We start from the raw sequence: 25,562 nt of genomic DNA, 5'->3' as shown, positions 1-25,562 counted from the left end.
AACAGCGAGATGGATGCAGGATTGGTCCGAGGGAGGCGCAGGAAAAGTTGAATGCGTGGACGGGCTGCGCTGTAGCCTGCCTGAGCAGACAACGCCGCGCAGGATCTTCGGTCCTCAGGTTTCCGGGCGGCAGGCGCCCGCTTGTCGAGACGCTCAGTCGATGTAACCCCCACATCGATGCTCGCGTCCCACCGCGATGAGGGTCTCTCTACAGCGAGGGCCTCGCCGTCCGGAAACCTAATGTACACGTTTTTGTTACCTGCTGGAAGTTTTAGGTCATGAGCAGCCCAGAACCCTTTCGCGAAGTACCGCACCGCGGCCTGATCACAGTTGCGCTCATGCTTGCGACGATCATGCAGGCGCTCGACACGACGATCGCCAACGTTGCGCTGCCGACCATGACCGGCGATCTCGGCGCCTCCCCCGACAACATCAACTGGGTGCTGACCTCCTACATCGTTGCCGCGGCGATCATGACGCCGGTGACCGGCTGGCTTGCCGACCGCTTCGGCCGCAAGGAGCTGTTCCTGACGGCCGTGGTCGGTTTCACCGTCTTTTCAATGCTGTGCGGCATCGCCTGGAGCCTTGAGACCATCGTTTTGTTCCGGCTCATGCAAGGCGTGTTCGGCGCGGCCATCGTGCCGCTGTCGCAGACCTTCCTGCTCGACATCAACCCCAGGGAACGCCACGGCCAGGCCATGGCCATCTGGGGCGCCGGCATCATGCTGGGACCAATCCTTGGCCCGACGCTGGGTGGCTGGCTGACCGAGAATTTCAACTGGCGCTGGGTGTTCTTCATCAACCTGCCGGTCGGCATCATCGCCTTCCTTGGCATGGCCGCATATCTTCCCAGCGTCGCCCGTCGCGTGCGCAGCTTCGATTTCTTCGGCTTCACCATGCTCTCGCTCGGTGTCGGCGCGCTGCAGCTGATGCTCGATCGCGGCGGCGAGGTCGACTGGTTTTCCTCGATCGAGATATGGATCGAGCTTGGTCTTTCCATCACCGGTTTCTGGGTATTCACCATCCACACGTTGACGGCGGAGCACCCCTTTATCGACCCGAAGATATTCCTCGACCGCAATTTCGTCACCGGGCTCGCGTTCATCTTTGTCATGGGCGTGCTCATCCTGGCGAGCATGTCGCTGCTGCCGCCAATGCTGTCGACCATCTTCGGTTATCCGACCCTCACCATAGGCATCGTCTTGGGCCCGCGCGGTGTCGGCACGATGATCGCGATGCTGTTCGTCGGGCGGATCATGCACAGGATCGATGCCAGGATCCTCGTCGTCATCGGCTTCCTGCTGACCGCGCAATCGCTCTACACGATGTCGAGCTTTTCGCCGCAGATGGACAACTGGCTTATCCTCAGCTCCGGCGTCATCCAGGGCCTTGGAATGGGAATGGTGTTCGTGCCGCTGTCCACCGTGGCTTTCGCCACGCTCGACGCACGCTTCCGCACCGATGCAACGGCGCTGTTCAGCCTGGTGCGCAATCTTGGCTCGTCGATCGGCGTATCGGTGGTGACGGTTCTGCTGGTACGCAACACGCAGATCAACCACGCCGAGCTCTCGGCCTATATCAATGCGTTCAATCCCAACCTCTGGGCGGCATCGCCGGCAGCGGCGGGCGGCGATCCGACGGCGCTGTCGCTGATGGATCGCATGGTCAATATCCAGGCGATGATGATCTCCTACGTCAATGACTTCAAGCTGCTGATGATGATGACACTGCTTGCTGTCCCCTTTGTTTTCCTGCTGCGCAAGCCAAAGGCTGCGCCGCCCGCCGGTGGCGCGCCTGCCGCGCATATGGACTAAGTCTCACGGCTCCGGCACCGCGACCGGCTCACGGCTTCCGTTGCCTGTGCCGGTAGCGTCGGCGTCGAGCCAGTTTCACCTGCCATTAGTATATCCGGACCAATATGCAGTCGCTTTTGGGTTGAAGGCGAGCCTCCTTTGCTTGCCTCAAGCATCAGCGGGAGGAATTGTGTTTGGCCACGAAGTCATCCAGGCAAACCGACGCGCCCGAATCCGCAAATTTGACGACGCTGGCACAACTGGCGACTGCCTCATATGAGGCCCTCGAGCGCGAGCTTCGCGCCACGATTGCGGCACTTCAGGACCAGGCACTGCGGTTCCAGACCGCGATAGAGAACATCTCGCAAGGCATCTGTTTCTTTGATGCCGATGAACGGCTGATCCTGTGCAATCGACGCTATGCGGAAATCTATCGCCTTGCACCGGAGCAATTGCAGCCGGGTGCGGCGCTGCGCGAAATCGTCGAGCGGCGCGTCGCTGTCGGAACCTCGGCAATGAATGCGGACGCTTATCTGGCGTTGGCCCGGGCAGTCAATTCGGGCGCGGCTTCGGGGAACTGGACAGCCGAGCTCGCCGATGGCCGGACAATTCAGGTCTGCCATCAGCCGATGCCTGACGGCGGCTGGGTGGCCACGCATGAGGACATCAGCGAGCTCAGCGCCAACCGCTTGGTCGTCGACGAGCGTATCTCCTTGCAGACGCTGATCGACCTGGTGCCTGACTACATGTGGGTGAAGGACACCGAAAGCCGCTTCGTCGTCGCCAACCGAGCCATTGCGTCCGACAGCGGTCGAGACAGCACGAGCGACATGATCGGTCTGAGCGACTTCGACCTTCACGCGCCGGATCTTGCGCAGAAATTTCGCGTCATCGAGCAGCAACTGATGCGCGACGGACAGCCGATGATCGACGAGGAGGAGTTCGTCGTCGATGCGTCAGGCACCGGCAAATGGTTCCTGTCTACGAAACTGCCGTTGCGCAACGTTCAGAACAACATTTTCGGCCTCGTCGGCATTGCCCGCGACATCACTGCGCGCAAGCAGGCCGAAATCCTTCGCGACGGGCAGGCGCATATCCTCGAGATGATCGCAAAGAGCGCTCCCCTCGAAGACGTGCTCGAGCGGCTCATGCGTCTGGTCGAGTCCCAACTGGCGGGGATATTCGGTTCGGTCTTGCTGCTCGACAAGGATGGCAGCCACTTGCGCCACGCCGCCGCGCCGAGCCTGGCGAGAGACTACACCGACGCCGTCGACGGCGCCGCGGTAGGCCCAAGGGCAGGGTCTTGCGGTACCGCAGTCTATCGGCGCGAGCCGGTGATTGTCGCTGACATCATGCAGGATCCGCTTTGGCAGGACTATCGCGAACTCGCGCGGCCACACGGTTTGCGTTCATGCTGGTCGACGCCGATCCTGTCGCATCAGGGCGCCGTGCTCGGCGTTTTTGCGATGTATTCTGTGACGGTGCGCGAACCGACCGAGGCCGAGACTCGCCTCATCGATTTCACCACGCGCATCGCCGGGATCGCCATCGAACGCAAACAGGCCGAAGACCGGATACACTTCATGGCCAATCATGACGTGCTGACCGGGCTTCCCAATCGCGCCTTGTTGGAGGACCGGCTTTCACAGGCGGTCTTGTACGCCCAGCGATACGATCGCTGGGTGACGGTGGTGTTCATCGATCTGGACAATTTCAAATTCGTCAACGACACGCTCGGCCACAATGCCGGCGACGAGCTTCTGAAGACCGTCGCAAGTCGCATGGTCGACTGCGTCCGGGCGACCGATACCGTCGTGCGGCTTGGCGGCGACGAATTCGTCGTCGTGCTTTTCGACCAGCCGGCGAACGTCGATCTCGTTTCCGAGACCTTGCAAAAGCTCAGGGCTGCACTCGCCGAACCGGTTCAGCTCGGAGCGCATCTTGTGCGGGCGACGGCCAGCATCGGCATTGCCAACTATCCCAAGGATGGGACGGATCCCGATACGCTGCTGGCAAATGCCGACGCGGCCATGTATCGCGCCAAGGAATTCGGCCGCGATAATTTCCAGTTTTACGCTCCGGAGTTCAACACCAGGGCGCATGAAAAATTCGTGCTTCAGGAAGAGTTGCGAAACGCCTTGGCGCGTTCGGAATTCACGCTGCTCTACCAACCGCAGGTGGACCTTCGGTCAGGTCGGGTTTTTGCGGTCGAGGCGCTGATACGCTGGAACCACCCAACGCTTGGCACGGTAATGCCGACGATGTTCATCCCGACCGCCGAGGAGACAGGTCTGATCGTATCGATCGGCGACTGGGTTCTGCATGAGGCGTGCCGGCAGAACAAAGCCTGGCAAGACGCAGGACTGCCGCCCTTGACCGTTTGCGTGAATGTGTCGGCGCGGCAATTCAGGGAGCGCAACCTGATCGATCGCATCGTCAGCGCGCTGAAGGACAGCGGCCTGGAGGCCAGGTATCTCGAGCTGGAGGTGACCGAGAGCCTTATCATGCAGGATATCGAGCTGGCGGTCGCCACCATGAACGCCCTGCAAAGCCTGGGTGTCCAGATCTCGATCGATGATTTCGGCACCGGCTATTCCAGCCTCAGCGCACTCAAGACCTTTCCCGTGGCGCGGCTGAAGATCGACAAGTCCTTCATCAAGGATCTCGCCGCCGACGAGAACGATCAGGCTGTGGCCAGCGCGGTGATTTCATTGGGGCAAAATCTCAACCTGAGGGTCATCGCCGAGGGCGTTGAGACAGATGATCAGGTGGCTTTCCTGCGCAGGAACAATTGCGACGAAATGCAGGGCTATCATTTCAGCAGGCCGGTTTGTGCGCAGGACGTCGAGGAATTGCTCGGCGGCGGCCGCAAAGACTGACGGGTCGGCCATCCTGCAGGCTTCCGCCGACCAAATGGCGGAAATTATCTACCGAGCACAAGGCACCAATAGCGAAGCGTGCTGTCGCGGCCGTCGCGCACATAGGCGAGGCCGAAGCGGGTGAAGCGCGGGTCGAGCATGTTGCGGCGGTGGCCTGGCGAATGCACCCAGATATCAAACAGCTTCTGCTGGTCGAAGCGGCCTTCGGCGATGTTTTCGGCGGCTGCGCCGGCAATGCCATTGTCTTTGACGCGCGAGGCAAAGTCCTTGCCCCAGCCGGTGGTGTGGTTCATTCGGCCGCCGCGCGCCATATAGCCGGCCTGCTGCAGCGCCGCCTGCTCGAGCGGCGCATCGGGGACAAGCGGCCCGAGACCCGCCGAAGCGCGGATGCCGGCCAGCGTGCCAGCGGCGGAGGCAGAGACACCGGCGCCTTCGCCGGTGGGCAGCACGGTGGCGCAGGCGACGAGCCCGGCAAGGGCGCCAAGGCCGGCAGCTCTGAGCAGCACGCGCCTGCTTAGGCTTGGTTGGGCCTCATAATTTTCGATTTTCGTAACGGTCATGCCGGCCTGACATAACCGCGATCATGGCTTTTGCCGGGCAGGGCGGTGAAAATGCGTGATGATGGTTTCGACGTGATGGCACTGTGTCAGATTGATTTCACTGCTCAATCGAAACAGGCTTGCTCGGATGGCGGCATTCGCCCAGGCGGCTGTTCGGGCTCGATACGCCCAGGGGCTCGATACCCAGTCAGGCATTCACGGACAGAGAGTTTCTTTTGCCCCATCTTTGCGGCTTCACGAGCGCTGGCGAGGTATCCTCGGTTGCAAATTTTCTCTGGGGGATATCGCTTGCAGTGACGACCGGAGCGATTCGTACGCCTGAGCACCAAGCAGCCTCCGGTATTGGTCTTCGAGACGCTGATTGAAATCGTGGACGGTCCGGATCACCGCAAGCGCCGCGTCAGTTGCAACGATTAATTTGGCCCGTCGGTCGTTCGGATCATGCGAGCGCCGAACATAACCGAGGCGCTCCAGTTCATCGATCAACTCACCCATCGATGCTTTGCCGATGCCCGCACGCTCTGCGAGGACGCTGGGTCGGGTTCCCTCCGCGTCGATGTTGGCGAATACAGCGCCGTGTTTGGGCTTGATTGCCGAATGGCCGCTCTCCCGGAGAACCTGGACCAAAGCGCTCGCCGACGATTGATAAGCATAGAGAAGCAGAGACTGCGTGTATGGCTGATTATCCATCTTTCCAAACTTATATGGTGCCCATATAGTATGGCAACCGAACTATATGGCAGGAGGTCAGCATGGCTACCGGCAACGTCCGAACTGAAGGGGTGGAAAGTGTCGCGCACAGGCTGATCGAAGCTTGGAATCGTCACGATGCTCGCGCCTTTGCCGCCGTATTCGCGGCAGATGCCGAATTTACAAACGTCTTCGGTATGCAGGCGACTGGACGTGACAAGATCGAGCAGTTCCATGCCCCAATTTTTGAGAAGATGTTCAAGCACAGCCACCTATCCGCCGAAAGCGTGCGGAACAGGCTTGTTCGCCCTGATGTTGCCACGCTCGACCTGCGGTGGTCCATGACTGGCGCGCTCGATCCGATGGGAAACGAATGGCCGCGTCGGCGCGGATTAATCAGCGTAGTGGCGACGCGGGATCATGATGAATGGTTGATTGCAACGATGCACAATATGGAACTTGGGGACGATCAAATGGCAAAGTCTCAGGAGAAACTTCAAGAGCATAAGTAGGCTCTTCATTCACACAGAATCAAAAGCGACAGCCAGCCAGCATGGTCAAGCCGATCTGATCGGGCAACGAGATCGAACGGCGGGTCAGGTGATCGGGATTGGCGAGCTATGCTACAGGAGTTGGTGCCGGATGGCGGTGCCTTGTCCCGGTTTGGCTGGCACAATGGCGCGCCCCATAGCCGGTCGCCTTGGTCTTGCGGAATCTAATGTATGAACGGCTTGGAGCGCGCTGGGCTCTCGCCGGCAGTTCTTTGCGGCGCGGTGATCGCCGGGCGGCTATTCCGCCGCCACGAGTTTGGTTTCCGGCGTCGATGTAGCCCGGCTGGCCCGATCGTCCTCGGTATCTTCCCACCAATCGCCCAGGGCGTCGATGAGCGGCACAAGCTTGAGACCGGGCTCCGTCAGGTCGTAATCCACGTGTAGCGGATAGCCGGCATGCGCTGTTCGCCGCACAATCCCGGCTTCCTCCAGCTTGCGTAGTTCGAGCGCCAGGATGCGGTGCGAAACTGTCGGGTTGTCACGCCTCAAATCGCTGAAGCGCTTGGTCCCGTCCTTGAGGTAGTAGAGCAGCAAGGTGGGCCAGCGACCGCTGAGCACACGCATGGTCTCCTCGATCGGGCAGCGCGAGACGACATCTTTCATGGCGGGGACCTGGTTACAGAATAGTGCGTAATTTACATGGGGCGACCAGCGTTTAGGGTCAAGTTTCGCTGCGCAGCGTGACCCCTAACATGGAAGAGAGAAAGAAATGGAACCTATTCTCCTTTACGGCTTCCCGCTGGGAAGTTCGATGGGGCTTGTCGCTGCTTTTGAACGCCTCGGACAGCCCTACCGCCTGTGTCGTGTCGACATGCTCGCTGAGATGAAGAACGACGCCTATGCCAGCATCAACGGCCGTCAGGAAACGCCGGTGTTGATCACGGACGAAGGCAGGGTGCTCACCGAGACCATGGCGATTGCCGCCTGGCTCGAAGCTCGCGATACGCAACGTCGTATCAGCTTTGAGTCTCGCTCGCCGGAAGCCGACCGGATGCACCAGCTGATGGCTTTCGTGAACACCGGTTTCACCGCCGCTTTCACCCCGCTCTGGGCTGCTTATGAAATGGAGCCGGCCGAACCGGTGCTGCTGGCGACCTTGCGTGACTTTGGCCGCAAGGTCGTTACCAACCGCCATGACCAGCTCGAGGCGATGATCCTCGACACGGATTTCCTGGTCGGCGACCGGCTGACGCTTGCCGATACCACGCTGATCGGCGTGGCGCGCTGGGCGGAGTTCCACCAGGCGGTCGACGGCGCCGCTTATCCCAGGGTGGCGGCGCTACGTCGCCGCATCGAAGCCGATCCGGCCGTGCGCTACGCGCTCGCTGTCGAGGCTGGCGAAAAGCCCGCCGGGTCAGGCGCTTGCCTCGGTCAGGTGCCGCTGGCCGAGGTGATCGATCGCTTCGCGGCCTAATCCGTTCGTTCAGCCGCCCGGCGCCCCGGCGCCGGGCGGTGGCGACAAGCACACCGAGATCCGCTATCATACGGGCGTTCTTGAAGTGGCAGCTGCGGGCGGCCATCCTGGCGGTGACCGCCCCGACACACGGGAGAAAGGTTATGGCCGGCTTTCATGTCATGGCGGACGCACGTGGAATGCATGTACAGCCCACGGTGCGCCGCATCAGCACCGAGGATCTGATCGATGCGCTCCGTCTCGGCGTAGAGGATTTCTGGGCCAAGCCCTCGCATTATGTGTTCCTGTGCCTGATCTATCCGGTGGTCGGCCTGATCCTGACGCAATGGACCTCGGGCTCGAACGCCATCCAGCTCATCTATCCGCTGATGTCCGGCTTCGCTTTGGTCGGTCCGTTCGCCGCTATCGGCCTTTACGAGATCAGCCGCCGGCGCGAGTTCGGCATGGATACATCCTGGTGGCATGCGCTCGACGTGCGCCACTCGCCGGCGCTGCCCGCGATTGCAGTCATCGGTATCATGCTGGTGGTACTGTTCCTGCTCTGGCTGTTCACCGCGCAATCGATCTACACCAGCCTGTACGGCAATCAGCCTCCGGCCTCTATCGTCGGCTTTATTCGCGAAGTGCTGACGACCAGCAAGGGCTGGACACTGATCCTGCTCGGCAACCTGGCTGGGTTCGCCTTCGCCGCGATCGTGCTGGCGACGACTGTCGTCGCCTTTCCGCTGCTGCTCGACCGCGATGTCGGCGCGGTCTCGGCAGTCGAGACGTCGGCAAGGGCAGTTATGACAAACCCGTTGCAGATGGCGCTGTGGGGCCTGATGGTCGCCGTGCTCCTGGTCATCGGCTCGATCCCGCTATTTGCCGGGCTTGCCGTCGTCATGCCCATCCTTGGCCACGCGACCTGGCATCTCTACCGCAGGGTGGTCGAACCGGAGCGGGCACAGCAGGTCAGGCGGCCGATGTAGGACCGATCAGCGTTGCGCGTCGGTTGCCATCTTGACGGCCAGCGCGGTCAGCACCGTGCCCATCATCCAGCGCTGGATCACCAGCCATAGCGGCCGCCCGGCGAGGAAGATGGCGATCGAGCCGGCCGTCACCGCGATGATGGCGTTGACGGTCAGGCTGATCGCGACCTGCGTGGCACCGAGCACCAGAAGCTGCGACAGCACGTGGCCCTTGCCGGGGCTGATGAATTGCGGCAGCAGCGACAGATAGAGCACTGCCACCTTCGGGTTGAGCAGGTTGGTCATCAGGCCCATGGCGAACAGCTTGCGCGGCCTGTCTTTCGGCAGTTCGCGGATCTGGAAGGGCGAGCGCCCGCCGGGCTTCACCGCTTGCCAGGCGAGCCACAGCAAATAAAGCGCGCCGGCAAGGCGCAGCACATCATAGGCAAAGGGCACGGCGAGCAGCAGCGCGGTGATGCCGAACGCCGCCGACAGCACGTAGAACAAAAAACCGAGCGCCACACCGCCCAGCGAGATCAGCCCGGCCTTCGGCCCTTGCGACAGCGAGCGCGAGATTAGATAGATCATGTTCGGGCCGGGCGTCAGCACCATGCCGAGGCAGACCAGCGCAAAGGCAAGGTGGTTGGCGGGTTCAGGCAAGAGCGCATCTCCGGATGAGGACACTCACCACATGCTTCCATCACCCGCAAGGGCATGAGGGCAGGAGCCTTTGCGCCAGTGCGCCGGGGCCCCTGCCTTAGTCGCCAATCCCATCGCCTTCAGCCGACGATGCGCAGGTTCGACAATTCGTTGGCGATTTCCTTGAAATTGTCCGACAGAGTCGCGCCCGTCGCATTCCAGAACAGCTTGGCCGGCTTGCTCGGGTCGGCCGAATCCTTGCGGAAGCGCGAATCCGACGAACACGCCTTCAGCGCATCGATTGCCTTCTTGTCGCTGGCATCTGTGGGCGACAGGTCGAGCGCCACCGTCATCACCAGAATGTTCGAATTCTTTGCATTGGCGCAGAGCGTTTTCATCTGCTCGTCGAGTGCTGCCGTGTAGTTGGCACCGGTATAGGTGGTCTTGCCGATATCGGTGCTGGTATTCATGAACAGGCGGGTTACGCTTCCAGATCCCGGATAGGTCAGCCCAGTGTAGCCGTAGGCGGCGTAGGTCGACCTGTTGTTGGCGTAGCTGCCGTCGCTGACGGCACTATAAGTATTGGCTCCGTCGGTCAGCACCACGACCACCTTGTCGTTGCCCCTCTCGCTGTTCGGCCGACCATCGGTGAACGGTGGGTTGCTCGATACAGTTCGCCAGCCCCAGGCAAGGCCCTCCGGCACGTTGGTGTTGCCGTTCGGCGCCATGGCGTCGATGGCGTCCTTGATCTCCTGCTTCTCTGCGTCCTGACTGACGTCCTTCAACGGCGTGATGGGGTTGGTGGTGCAGGAGGAATTCGGCCCATCGCCCGCGGCTGCGGATTGCGAACCGTATGGTTTTACCAGGAAATATTTGCGCATGTCAGACTGGCGCTGGGAAGCCGTAGGACCGGCGACATAGGGCCAATCGGCCCACCAGTTGTTACCGTAATTGTAGGACGTGCCGATGACGTCGTTGATGCCGTCACGGTTGAAATCGAGCCACAGAGTGCCAGCCTCATGCGGGGCGAACATCGGCACGAAAAGCGTGGCCGGCGCGGCTGTATCGGGCGTGGTGTCGTCGACATTGTAGGGATATGGCCGTGCTTCGACGCAACCTTGCCAGCTCGCATAGCGGCTTGTGGTGTAGATATATTCCGGTGCGCTCCAGTGGCCGTACTGGCAGGTGCCGTTCTTCTTGTATGTGTCGCAGACATATTGCTTCGAATTGGGTACCTCTTCGCGGCCCGATTCGACCGTCATGTCGGCGTAGAGGCTGAAACGCGTCAGCGGCTGGTCCTTGGTCTCGGCCCAGCCGGTGCCGCGCTTGTACCAGACGCCGTTGAGCTTCTCGGCATATTTGTCCGGATTGTTGGCGGCACTCATCGTCGTCCAGTCGAAATCCTCGTGCTGGATCGGGGAGATGCCGTCCTGATCCATCCAGCCGTCCTGGTCGTGGGTAGGGCCGACATTGACCGAAGCCGCAAACGGCACGAGAGAAAACTGCACCGGTTTGGTGATCTGCTTCATCTGCTGCGCCTGAAGCGCCAGCGTATCGACAAGCTGCTTGGCGGCCGACTTCAGCAGGTCTATTCGCTTCTCGCCGGTGCCGGAGCCGAGATCGCTCATCGAGCCGGAATTATCCAGCACAAGCGCGACTTCGAGGGTGTTCTTGAGGCGGAGTTCCGAACATTCGGTGAAGGTCGTGTCGCTTGCCGTGCCGCCGATCAGCACGCTGGCGGCCGGTAGAAAATAGGGGTGGAAGGTGAGGCCGGCGCAGAGCTTCAAGGTGCCGCCGCCGGCATTGTTGTTGGGCAGCGTGACGGTCAGCGCTGTGTTCGCCGGGTCGATACGTGCGAGATTGGTTTCGAAAAATGTCTTGGCGTAGGCCTTGACGTCGTCGTCGCTGGCGCCGGCAACGATCTGCTGGGCGGCGGCGATGCCGGCCGCGTCAAGGGCATTCAGCGTTTCGTGCTTCTGGCGCAACAACTCCCCGTAATCGACGCTGAGCGCCAACCCGCCCATCAGCGGTACAATGGTGATTGCGGTCATTAAGGAGTAGTTGCCACGTCTGTCGCGTCGGAAATTTCCGATCATTGCCTTCAGCATTCCCGCCCGCCCCGTTTTTTTTCCGGACGATGCCACGCATTTTTAAATTTCCGATTGCTAAAATACGTTCAAGGTCGGCACGGTTTTTCAATGCCCGTTAACCACACGTCCGCAATCGGCAATGCTGCTCGGCGGCAAAGCCCCATAAGGCTCTGAAAAAGAAGGCTTTCGCCATCACGTCCTCGCCGGCGTCGCCGGGCGGCAATCTTGCGGGCACAACGAAAGCTGGTGACAGAGCGAAGCGCTTCGGTTAATCCGGGCCGGCCGCTACGGACCGTCGGTCGCGGCGCTTGCAAGCATCATGGTACAGGGACAACGGCATGGCGGATTCGCCCGACATCATCGGTTCGCTCGCAGACTTGTCGGGAGCCTATTCAGCCATCCTGTGCGACGTCTGGGGCGTGGTGCACAATGGCGAATGGCATTTCCCGGCGGCGGCTGCCGCGCTGATCGCTGCTCGCGCGGCGAAAATACCTGTCGTGCTGATCACCAATTCGCCGCGTCGCAGCGCCGACGTGGTGGCACAGATGAGCGCCATCGGCGTTCCGCCCGCCGCCTACGACCGTGTCGTGACGTCCGGCGACGTTACCCGCGACCTGATCGCCGAAGGGCCGCGAAAGATCTTCCATATAGGCGCCGATCGGGATTTCACGCTCTATGAGGGCCTCGACGTCGAACTCGTCGAGGAGTTCGAAGCATCCGGCGTGGTCTGCACCGGCCTGTTCGATGACGAGGTGGAGAAGCCGGAAGATTATGCCGATCTTCTGCAGAGGCTGCGTGCCAGGAACCTGCCCTTCATTTGCGCCAATCCCGACATCGTCGTCGAGCGCGGCGAACGCATGATCTGGTGCGCAGGCGCTTTGGCCCGCGAATACGCACAGCTTGGCGGACGCACGCTGATCGCCGGCAAACCCTACGCGCCGGTCTATGACGTCGCCATGAAGGAGATCGCCGTCATTCTCGGCCGCCCGGTCGAGCGTTCGCAAGTTCTGGCCATCGGCGACGGCATAATGACCGACATCAAGGGCGCGGCCGACAATGGCTTCGACGTGCTCTACGTATCGGGCGGCATCCATGCCCGCGATTACGGTGAGACGCTGCAGCCGGATCCGGCCAGGCTCGCGGCCTTCCTGGAAAAATATGGCTACAGGCCGGTCGCGGTGATTCCCAGGCTGCAATAGGTTCAAGCCATGACGGCCATGTTCGAACGCATTTCCGCAACCGCACCGCTGCCGGCCCATCTGCGCGGCGGCGTGGTGGCTATCGGCAATTTCGACGGCGTCCACCGCGGCCACCAGGCGGTGCTCGAACGCGCGCGCGCCGAAGCGGAGCGTCGCGGCGTACCCGCCCTGGTGCTGACCTTCGTACCGCATCCGCGAAAGGTGTTTAGGCCGGACATGCCGTTGTTCGTGCTGACGCCGCCGCCGATGAAGGCGCGGCTGTTGTCGCATCTGGGCTTTGCGGCGCTGGTCGAACAGCCGTTCACACGCGAGTTCGCCTCCTTGTCGGCGGAGGCTTTCGTCACCGGCGTGCTCGAGCGCAACCTCGGCATAAGCCACGCCGTCACCGGCTTCGATTTCCATTTCGGCAAGGACCGCCAGGGCGGCCCGGCCTATCTGATGGCTGCCGGCGAGCGCCACGGCTTCGGCGTCACGCTGGTCGATGCGTTTCGCGACGAAAGCGCCGAGGTGGTGTCGTCGAGCCGCATACGCACGCTGCTGTGCGAGGGCAATGTGGCCGAGGCCGCCGGCTTGCTCGGTTACCGTTTCACCGTCGAGGCGGAGGTGATCGGCGGCCAGCAGCTCGGCCGAACGCTCGGCTTTCCGACCGCAAACATGAGGCTTTCGCCGGAAGCGACCCTCAAGGAAGGGATCTATGCCGTCCGCTTCCGCCGCGCCGACGGTTCGCTTCACGATGGCGTCGCCAGCTTCGGCCGCCGGCCGACGGTCGACGGCAATGGCGCGCCATTGCTGGAGACCTTCGTCTTCGACTTTTCCGGCGACCTCTACGGCGAGATTTGTGCCGTGTCCTTCTTCGGCTACCTGCGCTCGGAGGTGAAGTTCGACGGGCTTGACGCGCTGGTCGCCCAGATGAAGCGCGACGAGGCCAAGGCGAAGGCACTGCTCGCCGGCGTCAGGCCGCTTTCCGGGCTGGACGCGGCCATAGCTTTTTAGAGCATGGTCCCGAACCGAAGGTCAGCGAAGCAAAAAGTGGGAACCGGTTTTCCGATTAAGATCATGCTCAACCAGAATTTATCTCTTCAGCGCCACGCCAAGGGCGATGAAGCTCCAGCCCTGGAAGATCAGGTCGACGGCCAGGAACAGGCCCAGCACCCACACGCTGTTGACCGGCCAGCCCATGGCGATGACCAGTCCCGCCAGCGCGCTGATGATGCCGGCCGCGACCACCCAGCCCCAGCCCGGCTGCGGCCGGTGGCTGTAGCCTACCCAGGCCCTGAGCACGCCTGAGGCAAGCAGCGCGACCGCCAGGAGGAAGGTCAGCACCGTCGAGGCGAGGACCGGATTGTCGAAGGCGAAGAAGCCGGCGACGGCGTAGAGGAGGCCGCTGAGCAGCCAATAGAAGAAACGGCCCCATGTCTTCACGCCGAAGGCATGGATGATCTCGACAATGCCGGCCATCAGCATCAGCCAGCCCACGACAAAGACCGAGGCGACGGTTGCGATGAACAGATTGCCGAAGGCAATGCCGCCGAAGACAAGCAGCAGCACCCCGAGCGCGACGAACCATCCCCATTTCGCCCGCGTCTGGCTGATCGCATCTTTCAAGGCATCGCCGTGCAGTGTCATCGCCCTCTCCCTCAAGACTACTTGGCCTTTTTGTCGGCTTTGAAGGTAACGCCGATAGGCCTTCTCGTAAAGCGAGCAGGCTGTGAGGGTCACACCCATGCTCGGGCGGTACGCCTGCGAGACGTCTGCTTTTGGCAAGAGCAGCCGCTGCGAGTTCATTTCCGTGAAACGTGGGCTTGCGCCCTCAGGCCAAACCGTGGTCATGCCGAGGTTTAGTTGGAGAATAGCTCCTGTCCGCAAAGCGGCCGCAACGTCGAGCTTTGATACAGAGCCAGACCTCCAAACGCCGCGCAACGCCGGTCGCATCCGCATGTCACAACCTTGCGTCGAGGTCTCAGTAATCGCCGCCCTCGGCGATGCAGCGTCGCGAGGATTAGCCCGAGCGCGTTGGGCAAGAAGTAGATTGTTCCGCCGAGCTGGTTCGAGAGCGGCATGGTCTTGGCTTCCCATGACAGGAAATAGTCGCCGGCGATCACCGTGAAGCCGATGCCCCACACCAGGATTGCGCACAGGCAGCCCAACATCATCCATGCCTTGCCATGAGCGAAATCGGCGCTGCTGCCAACCACCTTGCGCAGCATAAGCACAACCCCGATCAGTCCGAATATCCCCGCCATGGTCTCGACGGCCATGATGCCGACGAGTGCCACAGGGGCAGCCCATGGCATGGTGATGGCACGCCATTGCTGCCATGGGTTGCCGTAGGTGTTGGTCATTTCGATCATCGGCTTCACGGCATTCACCAGAGTGTCTTTGAAGTCGGTTGCATCGTTCAACAGACCGAGAAAACCCCACAGGGTGGGGAACAGCGCCATCACGATCAGCCCCAATCGTCCTACGCTGCGCGGATTGACAAGCCGCTCGGCAGTGGTTCCGGCATACGAATTGTCCGGCATCGGAATTCCCCCTCTTTTGAACCTTGCACCGTCGAGCAATCGAAAATTGGCTCACACGGCAGCACCGCCAATATGCACGGACCTCGGACGATTTCTCGCTGATGTTGATCGGGCTGATCGCAAGATGATCGTGGCGCTGGTTCGTCGCTATATTTGCAGGCAGGCAATCGTTATCTTGTCGATGACATTTGGCTGTTCGCCTTTCTCGGCGCTTGGCAAGACTGGGGAAGCAAAATGAGCGATGTGGACGAACACTTCGATCTGATGGAGATCAACGCCGTCCGCAGGCTGTTGACGTCAAAACCACGAACGGTCCGCTGGGACGAACGCCGGGCGCGGCTCGACGAAGTCGGTTCGGTCTGGCCGGTCGCGGAGGACATCCGATGCGAGCGCGTGGTTTTCGATGGCCTCGCGGGCGAGTGGTCCCTGGCGCCTGGGAGTGACAGGGATAAGGTTCTGCTCTTTTTCCACGGTGGTGGCTACTGCTCCGGCTCCCTTAAAAGTCATCGTCGAATGGTTACCGAGGCAGGTCGGGCAATGGGAATACGCACCCTCGCGATCGACTATCGCCGCGCACCGGAACATCCTTTCCCTGCGCAACATGAAGACGCACTCACCGCATGGCGCTTTCTGAGCCGGCAAGGCATCGCGTCGGATCGCATCGTGGTTGGCGGAGACAGTGCGGGCGGCAACCTCACTCTGTGCCTGGTCAGTATATTGCGCACGGCAGGCGAGCCGTTGCCGCGATGTCTTTGGCTGGTTTCGCCTTGGACGGACCTTTCGATGTCCGGCGCGACACTATCAACCAAGGACGCAATCGACCCTATCATCCACCGGGCGTATTTGGAGGAACTGGCAACGGCCTATGTTCCCAATGGCGTTGGTCGGCGCGATCCGCTGATCTCGCCTTTGTTCGCCGATCTGAGCGGATTTCCCCCAATGCTGATACAAGCCGGTTCGGCCGAGACGCTGTTGTCGGACGCAACTCGGCTCGCCGAAGCCGCTGGCGCGGCTGACGTTAAAGTAGGTCTCGAAATTTGGCCTCATATGATTCACGCTTGGCCGGTTTGGAATGCGGGGTTGAGCGCCGGTCGCCGCGCTCTTCACAGCGCAGGCATGTTTGTCCGCGAATGTTTGTAACCCCTGCCGAGGCAACTGCTATCGTATTCCAAACACTTGATCTGGAATCTTGGTGCGCCAAACAATCGACTGCAACGCGGAACAGGCCGGCCAACGCTGCCAATGTTGCGGATATTAAGTCAAATTTTACCGAACTAGCGCCATGGCTTCAGTCAAGGCTGGTTGTATCGGCCAATGCGTTCGACGTATGGAGTAACGATGCGGTCTGTCCCGACGATCTTGGCCGCATTCATGCTCGGCACCTGCGGCGTTGCCAAGGCCGGCGAGGGAACCTTCGGCTGGCTGTCCGGAGACTGGTACCTGACGGTCGGCGCCACCGGCATGGTTGCCCCGAATTTCGAGGGCGGCAAGAAGTACCTGCTCAGTGCCTCGCCGATCATCTCGCTCGGCAAGGCTGGTCCCGCGGCGCGCTTCACCTCGCGCAACGACAATATCTCATTGGCATTGATCGACGATGGCGGCGTCCGCGCCGGCCTGACAGGCAAGTTCCTGTTTTCCCGCGACGGTGGTGACGCCGACGAATTGAAGGGTCTCGACCCGGTGCACTGGGGCGGCGAGGCTGGCGGCTTCTTCGAATTCTATCCTTTGGATTGGCTGCGTGCCCGCGCCGAATTGCGGCACGGCATTCGCGCCCATAACGGCTTTGTCGCCGACATCGCCGCCGACGCCTTTTACGATGTGACGTCCGACGTTAGGATTTCGGCCGGACCGCGCGTTTCGTTCGCCTCATCGGACTATTTCGACGCCTATTACGGCGTTGATGCCAAGGAGTCCCTGGCCTCGGGACTTAGCGAATATCATCCCGGCGGCGGGGTGAAGTCGGCGGGCCTGGGCGGCGCGGTGACCTGGAAGGTGACCGAGCCGATGACGGCCAGTCTGTTCGGCGAATATTCCCGCCTGATGGGCCCGGCCGCCGATTCCAGCCTGGTCAAGGAGCGCGGCTCCAGGGATCAGTTCATGATCGGCGTGTCGACGACCTATCGCTTCGATTTTTCGATGTGATGTCTACCCCAGCAATCGGGTATCGATAGGATGCGTTGTGACCTCAACGATGTGGATGCCGTCGCGCGCCAGCAAATCTGGGTTGAAGAGATAGTTCCTTGTAAACGGGACGATCACACAGGGGACTTCCATAACGGCGTGCTTGGCTGTGGCGATAAAATCCGTGCCGAGCCGCTGCGTCGTGGCTGTATCGTGCTTCCAGTCATCAGATAATTCCAGAGATGCAACGGTAACGCCGTCCGGCACTTCGATTTCCAGAAGCTGATAGGTCTGGGGCAGGTCTTCCGCGTCCACATGCACCAGAATTTCGAGAAGCGCTGTAGCTGGATGATCGGCGCAGTAGACGATCGGTGTCCCCATGACATGCCAACGGCCGGCGCTGACCATGCCACCGGCGCCGGAGAGATCGGCGTAGCTGGAAATGCGCCACAGCCGCATATGTGTTAGGCGAGAATGCCGTAATCGATGCGATGGAGCTCTTCTTCCACCAGGACGGCACCCGTCTCGGACTGCAAGAGGTTGATCGGTATCTCGTTGAGCACTCTGCTGCGCTTGCGCAACCAACGCTGCGCCTTTTCATGACTGCCGAAAACCCGGTCCGCCATCGCTGAAACCCGCTCAAGTCGCTGGACGCGGTCGGATTCGGTGATCGTCAGAGTCTCGTTTCGCTCTTTACGACGCGCCAGGGTCCGTCGCGGGCCGACGATCTTGTAGATTTCATCACTACTGAAGCCCCGTTGACGGAGCCCTTCGACCCTGGTGACATGAACGAGAAACCGTTCCGTCGCGGTATCGGGAATTGCGGCGTCGGCGGGATCGGCTTCTGGGCGAACCTTGCTATGCAGACTAGACATGAGCTGGCTCCGCTGCCCCTTGCCCCTAGACATAGGCGCAAGTGGCACATCATGCAAGGAAAACCACGACAACAAACTAACGACCATGATGCCCCGACAGGAAACCGCCGAGAGTTCGGGCTTTTCAACATCGCCTGTGTCGGTTAAAAGCCCAGCCATGACGAGCTTTTCGCGCCTTCTCGCGACTGCGATACGAATTACAGGCCCGGTGTTCCGGGCGGCCTGACCGCCGCCGGAGCCGCCGGGAATCTTGCGCGCGGCCTCTCGCGCTTTTTCCAGATCATGATAGTTCAACGCCCGGGCTCTTTTGCCGCCGGCAACGCATATGGCAGACGAATGACTGATACCGAGACCGCCGAGACGATCGATTATTCCAAAACGCTCTACCTGCCGCAGACGGATTTCCCGATGCGCGCCGGGTTGCCGGAAAAGGAACCGCTGCTGGTCAAGCGCTGGCAGGACATGGACCTTTACCGCAAGTTGCGCGAAGACGCAGTCGGCCGCGAAAAATACGTGCTGCACGACGGCCCGCCCTACGCCAATGGCAACATCCATATCGGCCACGCGCTGAACAAGATCCTCAAGGACGTCATCACCCGCTCGTTCCAGATGCGCGGCTATGACTCGAACTATGTACCCGGTTGGGATTGCCACGGCCTGCCGATCGAATGGAAGATCGAGGAGCAGTACCGCGCCAAGGGCAAGAACAAAGACGAGGTGCCGGTCAACGAGTTCCGGCAGGAATGCCGTGAGTTTGCGGCGCACTGGATCAACGTGCAGGGTTCCGAATTCCAGCGGCTCGGCGTCGTCGGCGACTTCGACAATCCCTATACGACGATGGCTTTCCATGCCGAGGCGCGCATCGCCGGCGAGCTGCTGAAATTCGCAATGTCCGGCCAGCTCTATCGCGGCTCCAAGCCGGTGATGTGGAGCGTGGTCGAGCGCACCGCGCTGGCCGAGGCGGAGGTCGAATACCAGGACTATGAGTCGGACACGATCTGGGCGAAGTTTCCGGTCGTCAGCCTCGCTCGCCAGGTCATCAACATCGAGGATGGGCAGCCAGCCCTGGACCCCAAGCTGACGCAGACGTCGCTCGATCTGCTTGATGCCAACGTCGTCATCTGGACGACGACGCCGTGGACAATCCCCGGCAACCGCGCCGTCAACTACTCGCCGCGCATCAACTATGGTCTCTACGAGGTTACGGCGGCCGAGAACGCCTTTGGTCCTCAGCCCGGCGAAAAGCTGATCTTTGCCGAGAAACTTGCGGACGACGCTGCCGCGAAGGCCAAGGTCACTCTGAATCGGCTTCGCAGCGTTGGCGCCGAAGAGATTGAAAACCTTACGCTTTCGCATCCCCTCAAAGCTCTGGGCGGCGGCTACGATTTTCCCGTGCCGATGCTCGCCGGCGATCACGTCACCGACGATGCCGGCACCGGTTTCGTCCACACCGCGCCGGGGCATGGCCGCGAAGACTTCGACGCCTGGATGGATGCTGCCTCTGATCTTCGCCAGCGTGGCATCGACACCGCGATCCCCTTCACCGTCGACGATGCCGGCTTCTTCACCAAGGACGCGCCGGGCTTCGGCCCGGACCGCGAGGGTGGAGCGGCGCGCGTCATCGACGACAATGGCAAGAAGGGCAACGCCAACCAGGCTGTCATCGACGAGCTGATCAAGCGCAACGCGCTGTTCGCGCGCGGCCGCCTGAAGCACTCCTATCCGCATTCCTGGCGCTCGAAGAAGCCGATCATCTTCCGCAACACGCCGCAATGGTTCGTCTATATGGACAAGGAGCTTGGCGACGGCACGACGCTGCGCAGCCGCGCCCTGAAAGCCATCGACGATACCCGCTTCGTGCCCGCCGCCGGCCAGAACCGCATCCGCGCCATGATCGAGGAGCGCCCCGACTGGGTGCTGTCGCGCCAGCGCGCCTGGGGCGTGCCGATCGCCGTCTTTGCCGATGCCGACGGCAATGTGCTGCGCGACGAGGCAGTCAACCAGCGCATCATGGACGCCTTCGAGAAAGAAGGCGCCGACGCCTGGTTCGCCGCCGGCGCCAAGGAGCGGTTCCTCGGCAATCACGATGCCTCGAAATGGCAGCAGGTCATGGACATCCTCGATGTCTGGTTCGATTCAGGCTCGACGCATGCCTTCACGCTTGAGGACCGGCCCGACCTGAAATGGCCGGCCGACGTCTATCTCGAAGGCTCCGATCAGCATCGCGGCTGGTTCCACTCCTCGCTGCTCGAAAGCTGCGGCACCAGGGGCAGGGCGCCCTACGACACCGTCGTCACCCATGGCTTCACCATGGATGAGGAGGGGCGGAAAATGTCGAAGTCGCTCGGCAACACCGTCGTGCCGCAGGACGTCATCAGGCAGTCCGGCGCCGACATCTTGCGGCTGTGGGTGGTGACGACCGATTATTGGGAAGACCAGCGGCTCGGCAAGAACGTGCTGCAGACCAATATCGACGCCTACCGCAAGCTGCGCAACACCATCCGCTGGATGCTGGGCACGCTCGCCCACGACGATGGCGAGGAGGTGCCGCTGGATAAGATGCCTGAACTGGAGCGGCTGATGCTGCACCGGCTCGCTGAGCTCGATGAGGTCGTACGCTCGGGCTACGACGCGTTCGAATTCAAGCGCATCACCCGCGCGCTGCTCGACTTCATGGTGGTAGAGCTGTCGGCCTTCTATTTCGACATCCGCAAGGATGCGCTTTACTGCGAAGCGCCTTCCAGCGTGAAGCGCAAGGCTTCCGTGCAGGTGGTGCGCCATCTCTTCGACTGCCTGGTGAAATGGCTGGCGCCGATGCTGCCCTTCACCATGGAAGAGGCTTGGCTCGACCGTCATCCGGATGCGGTCTCCCTGCATCTCGACCAGTTCCCGGAGATCCCGGCGGACTGGAAGAACGAGGCGCTGGCGGAGAAGTGGCGCAAGGTGCGGCAGGTTCGCCGTGTCGTCACCGGCGCGCTGGAAATCGCCCGCGCGCAGAAGGTCATCGGCTCTTCGCTGGAGGCGGTGCCGGTCGTCACCCTCGACGACGCCGCGCTCGAAGCGGCGATTGCCGATGTCGATATGGCCGAGATGGCGATCACCAGCGATCTGGTAATCGTGCACGGCAAGGCGTCGGCGGGCAGCTTTACCCTCGACGACGTCAAAGGCGTCGCCGTGGTCGTCGAGAAGGCGGAGGACCGTGGTCTGGTGAAGTGCGCGCGCTCCTGGCGCTACACCGCCGATGTCGGCTCAGATCCGGAATTCCCGGATGTTTCGGCCCGTGACGCCGCTGTTCTGCATGAGCTGAAGGCTTTGAGCCGTCTTTAAGGCGGTGCACAAATGCCACGGCGGGCGGCCGATCGGCCCCCGCGCGTTGCCCTTAACGAGTGGTTGAGGTAAACACGCGAAACTCCGGACGACAAATTGTCGCCGGAATTCCGTCGGAAGAGCATAGGCGATGGGGACCGGACCTTTCTTTGGCCGGCGGCAATCGAGAGGCTGTCTACAGTGGGACTTTTTGGCATGACCGAGAGAACTTACGCGCGCGTTGCGCTGCTGGCGCCGCTTGTCGTATCGGGCCTCGCTTTGTCCGGCTGCATGGGCTCGCCCACTTACGGGACCGACAAGACCGCGGGCGCGCAGCTTGCCGGCGACCTCACCGGGGCTTTTTCCTTCGCACCCAAGCGCAAGGATAGTATCGACTACAAGCCGCGTCCCACGCTGGTGAAGCCAGGTCCGGGGCAGAAGGAAGTCTTGCCGCCGCCGCAGGAAAGCATCGAGACGGCAAGCGCCGAATGGCCCGAATCGCCGGAGCAGCGCCGTGCCCGCCTGCGCGCCGATGCCACCCTGCATCAGGACGACCCGGCCTACCAGGCGCAGGTCATCGATGACGTGCAGACGGATCCGGCGTCGGTCAAGGCCGCGCTGAAGCAGTCGGGCTCGAGCCACCCGCCAGCCTGGACTCCGGCCGATTCGGACAAGAGCCGCGCCGCGGAAATCATGCGCCGCCGGGCTGAAGGCAAACAGGGCGACCCGACCACCCGCAGATATCTGAGCGAGCCGCCGGTGCAATACCGCGCTGCCGCCGCCACCGCGCCGCAGGGTGACCTCGGCGAGGACGAGTACAAGAAGGAACGCCGCCTCAAGAGGGAGGCGGCCGCCAAGAGTAAGAGCGGCGGCATGTTCGACTGGCTGCCCTGGTAGGCTGACGGCGCCAGAGACGTTCTTGCCCTGGATTGGCTGGCTGGATTGGCTGACTTGGATTTGGACCGTCTGCCGGACCAGAAAATCAGGGTCCGCGTCGCTCTCGAAAAAAGTCCTTCAGCAATGCTGCTGCTGCGTTCTCGGCCATGCCCGGATAGATGTCGGGCACATGGTGGCAGGTCGGTGACGTGAAGAAGCGAACGCCGTTGACCACTGCGCCGCCCTTCTCGTCGGCAGCGCCGAAATAAAGCCGGCGCAGCCTGGCGAAGGAGATGGCGCCGGCACACATGGCGCACGGCTCCAGCGTCACATAGAGATCGTGGCCGCTGAGCCGCTCGCTGCAAAGCTTGCGGCAGGCCTCGCGGATCGCCAGCATCTCGGCATGGGCGGTGGGATCGGCAAACTCGCGGGTGCGGTTGCCGGCACTCGCAACGACCGTATCGCCGCCGACGACGACCGCGCCAACCGGCACCTCGCCACGCTGGGCGGCGGCTTCGGCTTCTTTCAGCGCCAGGGCCATGAAATCCTGCCGCTTCACGCGGTTTCCATTCCGATTATCTCCTCGCCACTAGAGCGCGATCCTGTTACTACCCGCGCAAACGAGCAAAGGCCACATGGACGACAAAAACAAGAAATTCCCGCGCAAGGCCGGCCCGAAGCCGGCGGGGCCGCGTGGTCGCGATGGCGCTCCCGGCAAGGGCGGCAAGCCACCCTTCGGCGCCAAAAAACCTTACGCTCCGCGCGGCGACCGGCCGGCGGCGGCCGAAGGCGAACGGCCGAAGCGCGACTTCAAAGGCGGCGACAGGCCGTTCAGCAAAGGGCCGCGTCCGGAAGGCAAGCCTTATGAACAGCGCGAGGGTCCACGCAAGCCTTATGCGCCGCGCGGCGACCGGCCGGCAGCTGCCGAAGGCGAGCGGCCGAAGCGCGACTTCAAAGGCGGCGACAGGCCGTTCAGCAAAGGGCCGCGTCCGGAGGGCACGCCTTATGAAAAGCGCGAAGGTCCGCGCAAGCCTTACGCACCGCGCGGCGACCGGCCGGCAGCTGCCGAAGGCGAGCGCGGCGAGAGGCGCTTCGACCGTCCCAAGCGTGATTTTGGCGGCGATCGACCGCAAGGGGCACAAAGGGCACAGGCGGCATCGGAAGGCGGCTTCAAGCCGCGCCCGCGTCGCGTCGAGGCAACGGAAGAAGCCGGCGAACGCATTGCCAAGCGGCTGGCGCGTGCCGGCCTGGCCTCGCGCCGCGACGCCGAGGAACTGATTGCGGCCGGCCGCGTCAAGGTCAATGGCAAGGTGTTGTCCTCGCCGGCCTTCAACGTCATGCCCGGCGACATCATCCATCTCGACGGCATGGAGATCCCGCCGATCGAGCGCACCAGGCTGTTCCTGTTCCACAAGCCGGCCGGCGTGGTCACGACAAACCGCGATCCCGAAGGCCGCAAGACCGTCTTCGACGTGCTGCCGCCCGGGCTGCCGCGGCTGATGACCATCGGCCGGCTCGACATCAACACCGAAGGCCTGCTGCTGCTCACCAATGATGGCGGCCTGTCGCGCGTGCTCGAACTGCCGGCGACCGGCTGGTTGCGACGCTACCGCGTGCGCGTCCACGGCAAGGTCGAGGAAAGCGCGCTTGCCGGCCTGCGCGAAGGCATTGCCGTCGACGGCGTCTTTTACGGCGCCATCGAAGCGACGCTCGACCGCGAGCAGGGCTCGAACGCCTGGCTGACACTCGGCCTGCGCGAAGGCAAGAACCGCGAGGTCAGGAACATCCTGGGCGCGCTCGGTCTCGACGTGACGCGGCTGATCCGTATTTCCTACGGGCCGTTCCAGCTCGACGATTTACCGGAAGGCCATGTGCTGGAGATCAAGGGCCGCGTGCTGCGCGACCAGCTCGGCGAGCGCCTGGTCGAAGAGTCCGGCGCCAATTTCGATGCCGATATCGCCAAGCCGTTTTCCAACAAGCCGGTCAGGCGTGAGCGCGAGGAGGAGCCCGAGCGGCCGAAATTCACCCGCGACGGCGAACGCCGGCCGATCGGCGAGGGCGGCCTGATCAAGAACCGCAAGCGGCGCGAGGGCAGCCGCGACGAAGCGCTCGGCAAGCTGTCGACAAGCCCTGACAGGAGCTTTGGGCCAAAAAAGAGCTTTGGCGAGCGTGGCCCCAGACCTGAACGCAGCGACTTCGGGGACAAACCCCGTGGCGACAAGCCTCGTGGCGGCTTCGGTGGGAAAAAATCCGAACGCGAGCAGCGGCCGATCGAGCCGCCGGGCCAGCGCAAGGCCAATGTCTGGATGGCGCCGGGCGCACGGCCGATCGGCAAGGGCAGAGCGGAGGCAGACGCCGCCAAGGCGGCAGAAAACAAGGCGCGCAAGGCATCGTTCAAGCCGTCTTACGGCAAGCCCGGCGGCAAGCCGCAAGGCGGCGGTGCAAAGCCGTTCGGCAAACCGCGCGGCGAGCGCCCGGATGGCGGTGGCGACCGGCCGCGCGGCGGCCCGAAAGGAAGCAATGCGGATCGTAGGCGGTGAGTTTCGCGGGCGTCCGCTGGCGACGCCCCGCACCTTTGCCATCCGCCCGACCACCGACCGCACGCGTGAGGCGGTCTTCAACGTGCTGGCGCATCGCTTTCCCGAAAGACTGGACGGCGCGCGCGTGCTCGACCTGTTCGCCGGCACCGGCGCGCTCGGCCTCGAAGCGCTGTCGCGCGGCGCCTCCTACGCTGTCTTCATCGAGGAATCCGCCGAAGGGCGCGGCCTGATCCGCACCAATGTCGAGGCCTTCGGCCTCACCGGCCGCACCAAGATTTTCCGCCGCGACGCGACGGGCTTGGGCGAGGCGGGCACCATCGCCGCATTCGGCCTGGTCTTTGCCGATCCGCCCTATGGCAAAGGCCTTGGCGAACGCGCCTTGCGCTCGGCCAAAGCAGGCGGCTGGCTCGCCCCCGGCGCGCTATGCGTCGTCGAGGAAGCGGCGGCGGCGCCGTTCGAGGCAGGGCCGGGCTTTTCGGTTGTCGACGAGCGCAACTATGGCGAGACGGTCATCCGGTTCATCGAGGCCGCCTGAGTTCGGCTTCCACGATGGCGCCTTC

General features: G+C 62.4%; 23 protein-coding genes. 13 read left to right on the top strand and 10 right to left on the bottom strand.

The features are described from left to right. Nucleotides 1–278 precede the first annotated feature (278 nt). Both NKI25_RS17305 and NKI25_RS17300 read left to right on the top strand, forming a co-directional pair. A complete protein-coding gene (locus NKI25_RS17305) occupies nt 279–1,814 on the top strand; it encodes a DHA2 family efflux MFS transporter permease subunit (protein WP_352579230.1) in 1,536 nt (511 codons plus the stop codon). Nucleotides 1,815–1,987: 173 nt separating this feature from the next. After that, nucleotides 1,988–4,672, top strand: a complete 2,685-nt coding sequence (locus NKI25_RS17300) for an EAL domain-containing protein (protein ID WP_352998837.1) — start codon at nt 1,988–1,990, stop codon at nt 4,670–4,672. Between the two features lie 44 nt (nt 4,673–4,716). On the opposite strand, the gene NKI25_RS17295 is transcribed toward NKI25_RS17300, so the two are convergent. Next, complete coding sequence (locus NKI25_RS17295) at nt 4,717–5,232, bottom strand: CAP domain-containing protein (protein ID WP_023674330.1); 516 nt, start codon at nt 5,230–5,232, stop codon at nt 4,717–4,719. Between the two features lie 234 nt (nt 5,233–5,466). After that, nucleotides 5,467–5,922: a MarR family winged helix-turn-helix transcriptional regulator gene (locus NKI25_RS17290; RefSeq protein ID WP_352998835.1), complete on the bottom strand. Its 456-nt coding sequence runs from the start codon at nt 5,920–5,922 to the stop codon at nt 5,467–5,469. Nucleotides 5,923–5,984: 62 nt separating this feature from the next. On the opposite strand from NKI25_RS17290, the gene NKI25_RS17285 reads away from it, so the two are divergent. Continuing rightward, entirely contained in the window at nt 5,985–6,434 is a 450-nt protein-coding gene (locus NKI25_RS17285) for an SgcJ/EcaC family oxidoreductase (RefSeq protein ID WP_352680705.1), read from the top strand. A 276-nt stretch (nt 6,435–6,710) separates the two neighbouring features. On the opposite strand, the gene NKI25_RS17280 is transcribed toward NKI25_RS17285, so the two are convergent. Next, nucleotides 6,711–7,076 (bottom strand): winged helix-turn-helix transcriptional regulator, encoded by a 366-nt coding sequence (locus tag NKI25_RS17280; protein ID WP_023674333.1) that lies wholly within the window; start codon nt 7,074–7,076, stop codon nt 6,711–6,713. A 106-nt stretch (nt 7,077–7,182) separates the two neighbouring features. Here NKI25_RS17280 and NKI25_RS17275 point away from each other — a divergent pair, with 106 nt between their 5' ends. Both NKI25_RS17275 and NKI25_RS17270 read left to right on the top strand, forming a co-directional pair. After that, entirely contained in the window at nt 7,183–7,887 is a 705-nt protein-coding gene (locus NKI25_RS17275) for a glutathione S-transferase family protein (protein ID WP_352593002.1), read from the top strand. Between the two features lie 143 nt (nt 7,888–8,030). Beyond that, nucleotides 8,031–8,855 (top strand): DUF2189 domain-containing protein, encoded by an 825-nt coding sequence (locus tag NKI25_RS17270; protein ID WP_352453716.1) that lies wholly within the window; start codon nt 8,031–8,033, stop codon nt 8,853–8,855. Nucleotides 8,856–8,861: 6 nt separating this feature from the next. On the opposite strand, the gene NKI25_RS17265 is transcribed toward NKI25_RS17270, so the two are convergent. Continuing rightward, a complete protein-coding gene (locus NKI25_RS17265) occupies nt 8,862–9,494 on the bottom strand; it encodes a LysE family translocator (RefSeq protein ID WP_023674336.1) in 633 nt (210 codons plus the stop codon). 119 nt (nt 9,495–9,613) lie between these two features. Further along, nucleotides 9,614–11,569 (bottom strand): pilus assembly protein TadG-related protein, encoded by a 1,956-nt coding sequence (locus tag NKI25_RS17260; protein ID WP_352998849.1) that lies wholly within the window; start codon nt 11,567–11,569, stop codon nt 9,614–9,616. 332 nt (nt 11,570–11,901) lie between these two features. Between NKI25_RS17260 and NKI25_RS17255 the strand changes: the two genes are divergently transcribed. Beyond that, nucleotides 11,902–12,762: a TIGR01459 family HAD-type hydrolase gene (locus NKI25_RS17255; RefSeq protein ID WP_352593008.1), complete on the top strand. Its 861-nt coding sequence runs from the start codon at nt 11,902–11,904 to the stop codon at nt 12,760–12,762. 9 nt (nt 12,763–12,771) lie between these two features. Further along, entirely contained in the window at nt 12,772–13,755 is a 984-nt protein-coding gene (locus NKI25_RS17250) for a bifunctional riboflavin kinase/FAD synthetase (protein WP_352998833.1), read from the top strand. A 78-nt stretch (nt 13,756–13,833) separates the two neighbouring features. On the opposite strand, the gene NKI25_RS17245 is transcribed toward NKI25_RS17250, so the two are convergent. Together NKI25_RS17245 and NKI25_RS17240 are read right to left on the bottom strand one after the other, a co-directional pair. Beyond that, nucleotides 13,834–14,388 (bottom strand): HdeD family acid-resistance protein, encoded by a 555-nt coding sequence (locus tag NKI25_RS17245; RefSeq protein WP_352699134.1) that lies wholly within the window; start codon nt 14,386–14,388, stop codon nt 13,834–13,836. Between the two features lie 212 nt (nt 14,389–14,600). After that, a complete protein-coding gene (locus NKI25_RS17240) occupies nt 14,601–15,323 on the bottom strand; it encodes a DUF2165 family protein (protein WP_352998830.1) in 723 nt (240 codons plus the stop codon). Between the two features lie 195 nt (nt 15,324–15,518). On the opposite strand from NKI25_RS17240, the gene NKI25_RS17235 reads away from it, so the two are divergent. Further along, the gene (locus NKI25_RS17235) at nt 15,519–16,424 is read left to right on the top strand and encodes an alpha/beta hydrolase (RefSeq protein WP_352699130.1); all 906 of its coding nucleotides are present in this window, start codon (nt 15,519–15,521) and stop codon (nt 16,422–16,424) included. 198 nt (nt 16,425–16,622) lie between these two features. After that, entirely contained in the window at nt 16,623–17,426 is an 804-nt protein-coding gene (locus tag NKI25_RS17230; protein WP_023674342.1) for a MipA/OmpV family protein, read from the top strand. 3 nt (nt 17,427–17,429) lie between these two features. On the opposite strand, the gene NKI25_RS17225 is transcribed toward NKI25_RS17230, so the two are convergent. Both NKI25_RS17225 and NKI25_RS17220 read right to left on the bottom strand, forming a co-directional pair. Beyond that, nucleotides 17,430–17,864, bottom strand: a complete 435-nt coding sequence (locus NKI25_RS17225) for an RES family NAD+ phosphorylase (RefSeq protein ID WP_023674343.1) — start codon at nt 17,862–17,864, stop codon at nt 17,430–17,432. 5 nt (nt 17,865–17,869) lie between these two features. Further along, nucleotides 17,870–18,574, bottom strand: a complete 705-nt coding sequence (locus NKI25_RS17220) for an Xre family toxin-antitoxin system antitoxin (RefSeq protein WP_352998828.1) — start codon at nt 18,572–18,574, stop codon at nt 17,870–17,872. Nucleotides 18,575–18,616: 42 nt separating this feature from the next. On the opposite strand from NKI25_RS17220, the gene ileS reads away from it, so the two are divergent. Further along, nucleotides 18,617–21,607 (top strand): isoleucine--tRNA ligase, encoded by a 2,991-nt coding sequence (gene ileS / locus NKI25_RS17215; RefSeq protein WP_352636560.1) that lies wholly within the window; start codon nt 18,617–18,619, stop codon nt 21,605–21,607. Between the two features lie 195 nt (nt 21,608–21,802). Beyond that, nucleotides 21,803–22,483, top strand: a complete 681-nt coding sequence (locus tag NKI25_RS17210) for a hypothetical protein (protein WP_352458053.1) — start codon at nt 21,803–21,805, stop codon at nt 22,481–22,483. 85 nt (nt 22,484–22,568) lie between these two features. Here the strand turns inward: NKI25_RS17210 and NKI25_RS17205 are convergent, their stop codons facing one another. Further along, nucleotides 22,569–23,021, bottom strand: coding sequence for a nucleoside deaminase (locus tag NKI25_RS17205; RefSeq protein ID WP_352636561.1), 453 nt, complete (start codon nt 23,019–23,021; stop codon nt 22,569–22,571). Nucleotides 23,022–23,097: 76 nt separating this feature from the next. Here NKI25_RS17205 and NKI25_RS17200 point away from each other — a divergent pair, with 76 nt between their 5' ends. Both NKI25_RS17200 and rsmD read left to right on the top strand, forming a co-directional pair. Then, a complete protein-coding gene (locus NKI25_RS17200) occupies nt 23,098–25,002 on the top strand; it encodes a pseudouridine synthase (protein WP_352636562.1) in 1,905 nt (634 codons plus the stop codon). Beyond that, nucleotides 24,983–25,537: a 16S rRNA (guanine(966)-N(2))-methyltransferase RsmD gene (rsmD, locus tag NKI25_RS17195; protein WP_352636563.1), complete on the top strand. Its 555-nt coding sequence runs from the start codon at nt 24,983–24,985 to the stop codon at nt 25,535–25,537. Before NKI25_RS17200 ends, rsmD begins: the two co-directional genes overlap by 20 nt. Nucleotides 25,538–25,562: the final 25 nt, after the last annotated feature.

Source organism: Mesorhizobium sp. M0808 (genome assembly GCF_040320025.1).
Lineage (GTDB): Bacteria > Pseudomonadota > Alphaproteobacteria > Rhizobiales > Rhizobiaceae > Mesorhizobium.
The sequence above is the reverse complement of the archived record's forward strand: the minus strand, read 5'-3'. Positions and strand labels throughout refer to the sequence as shown.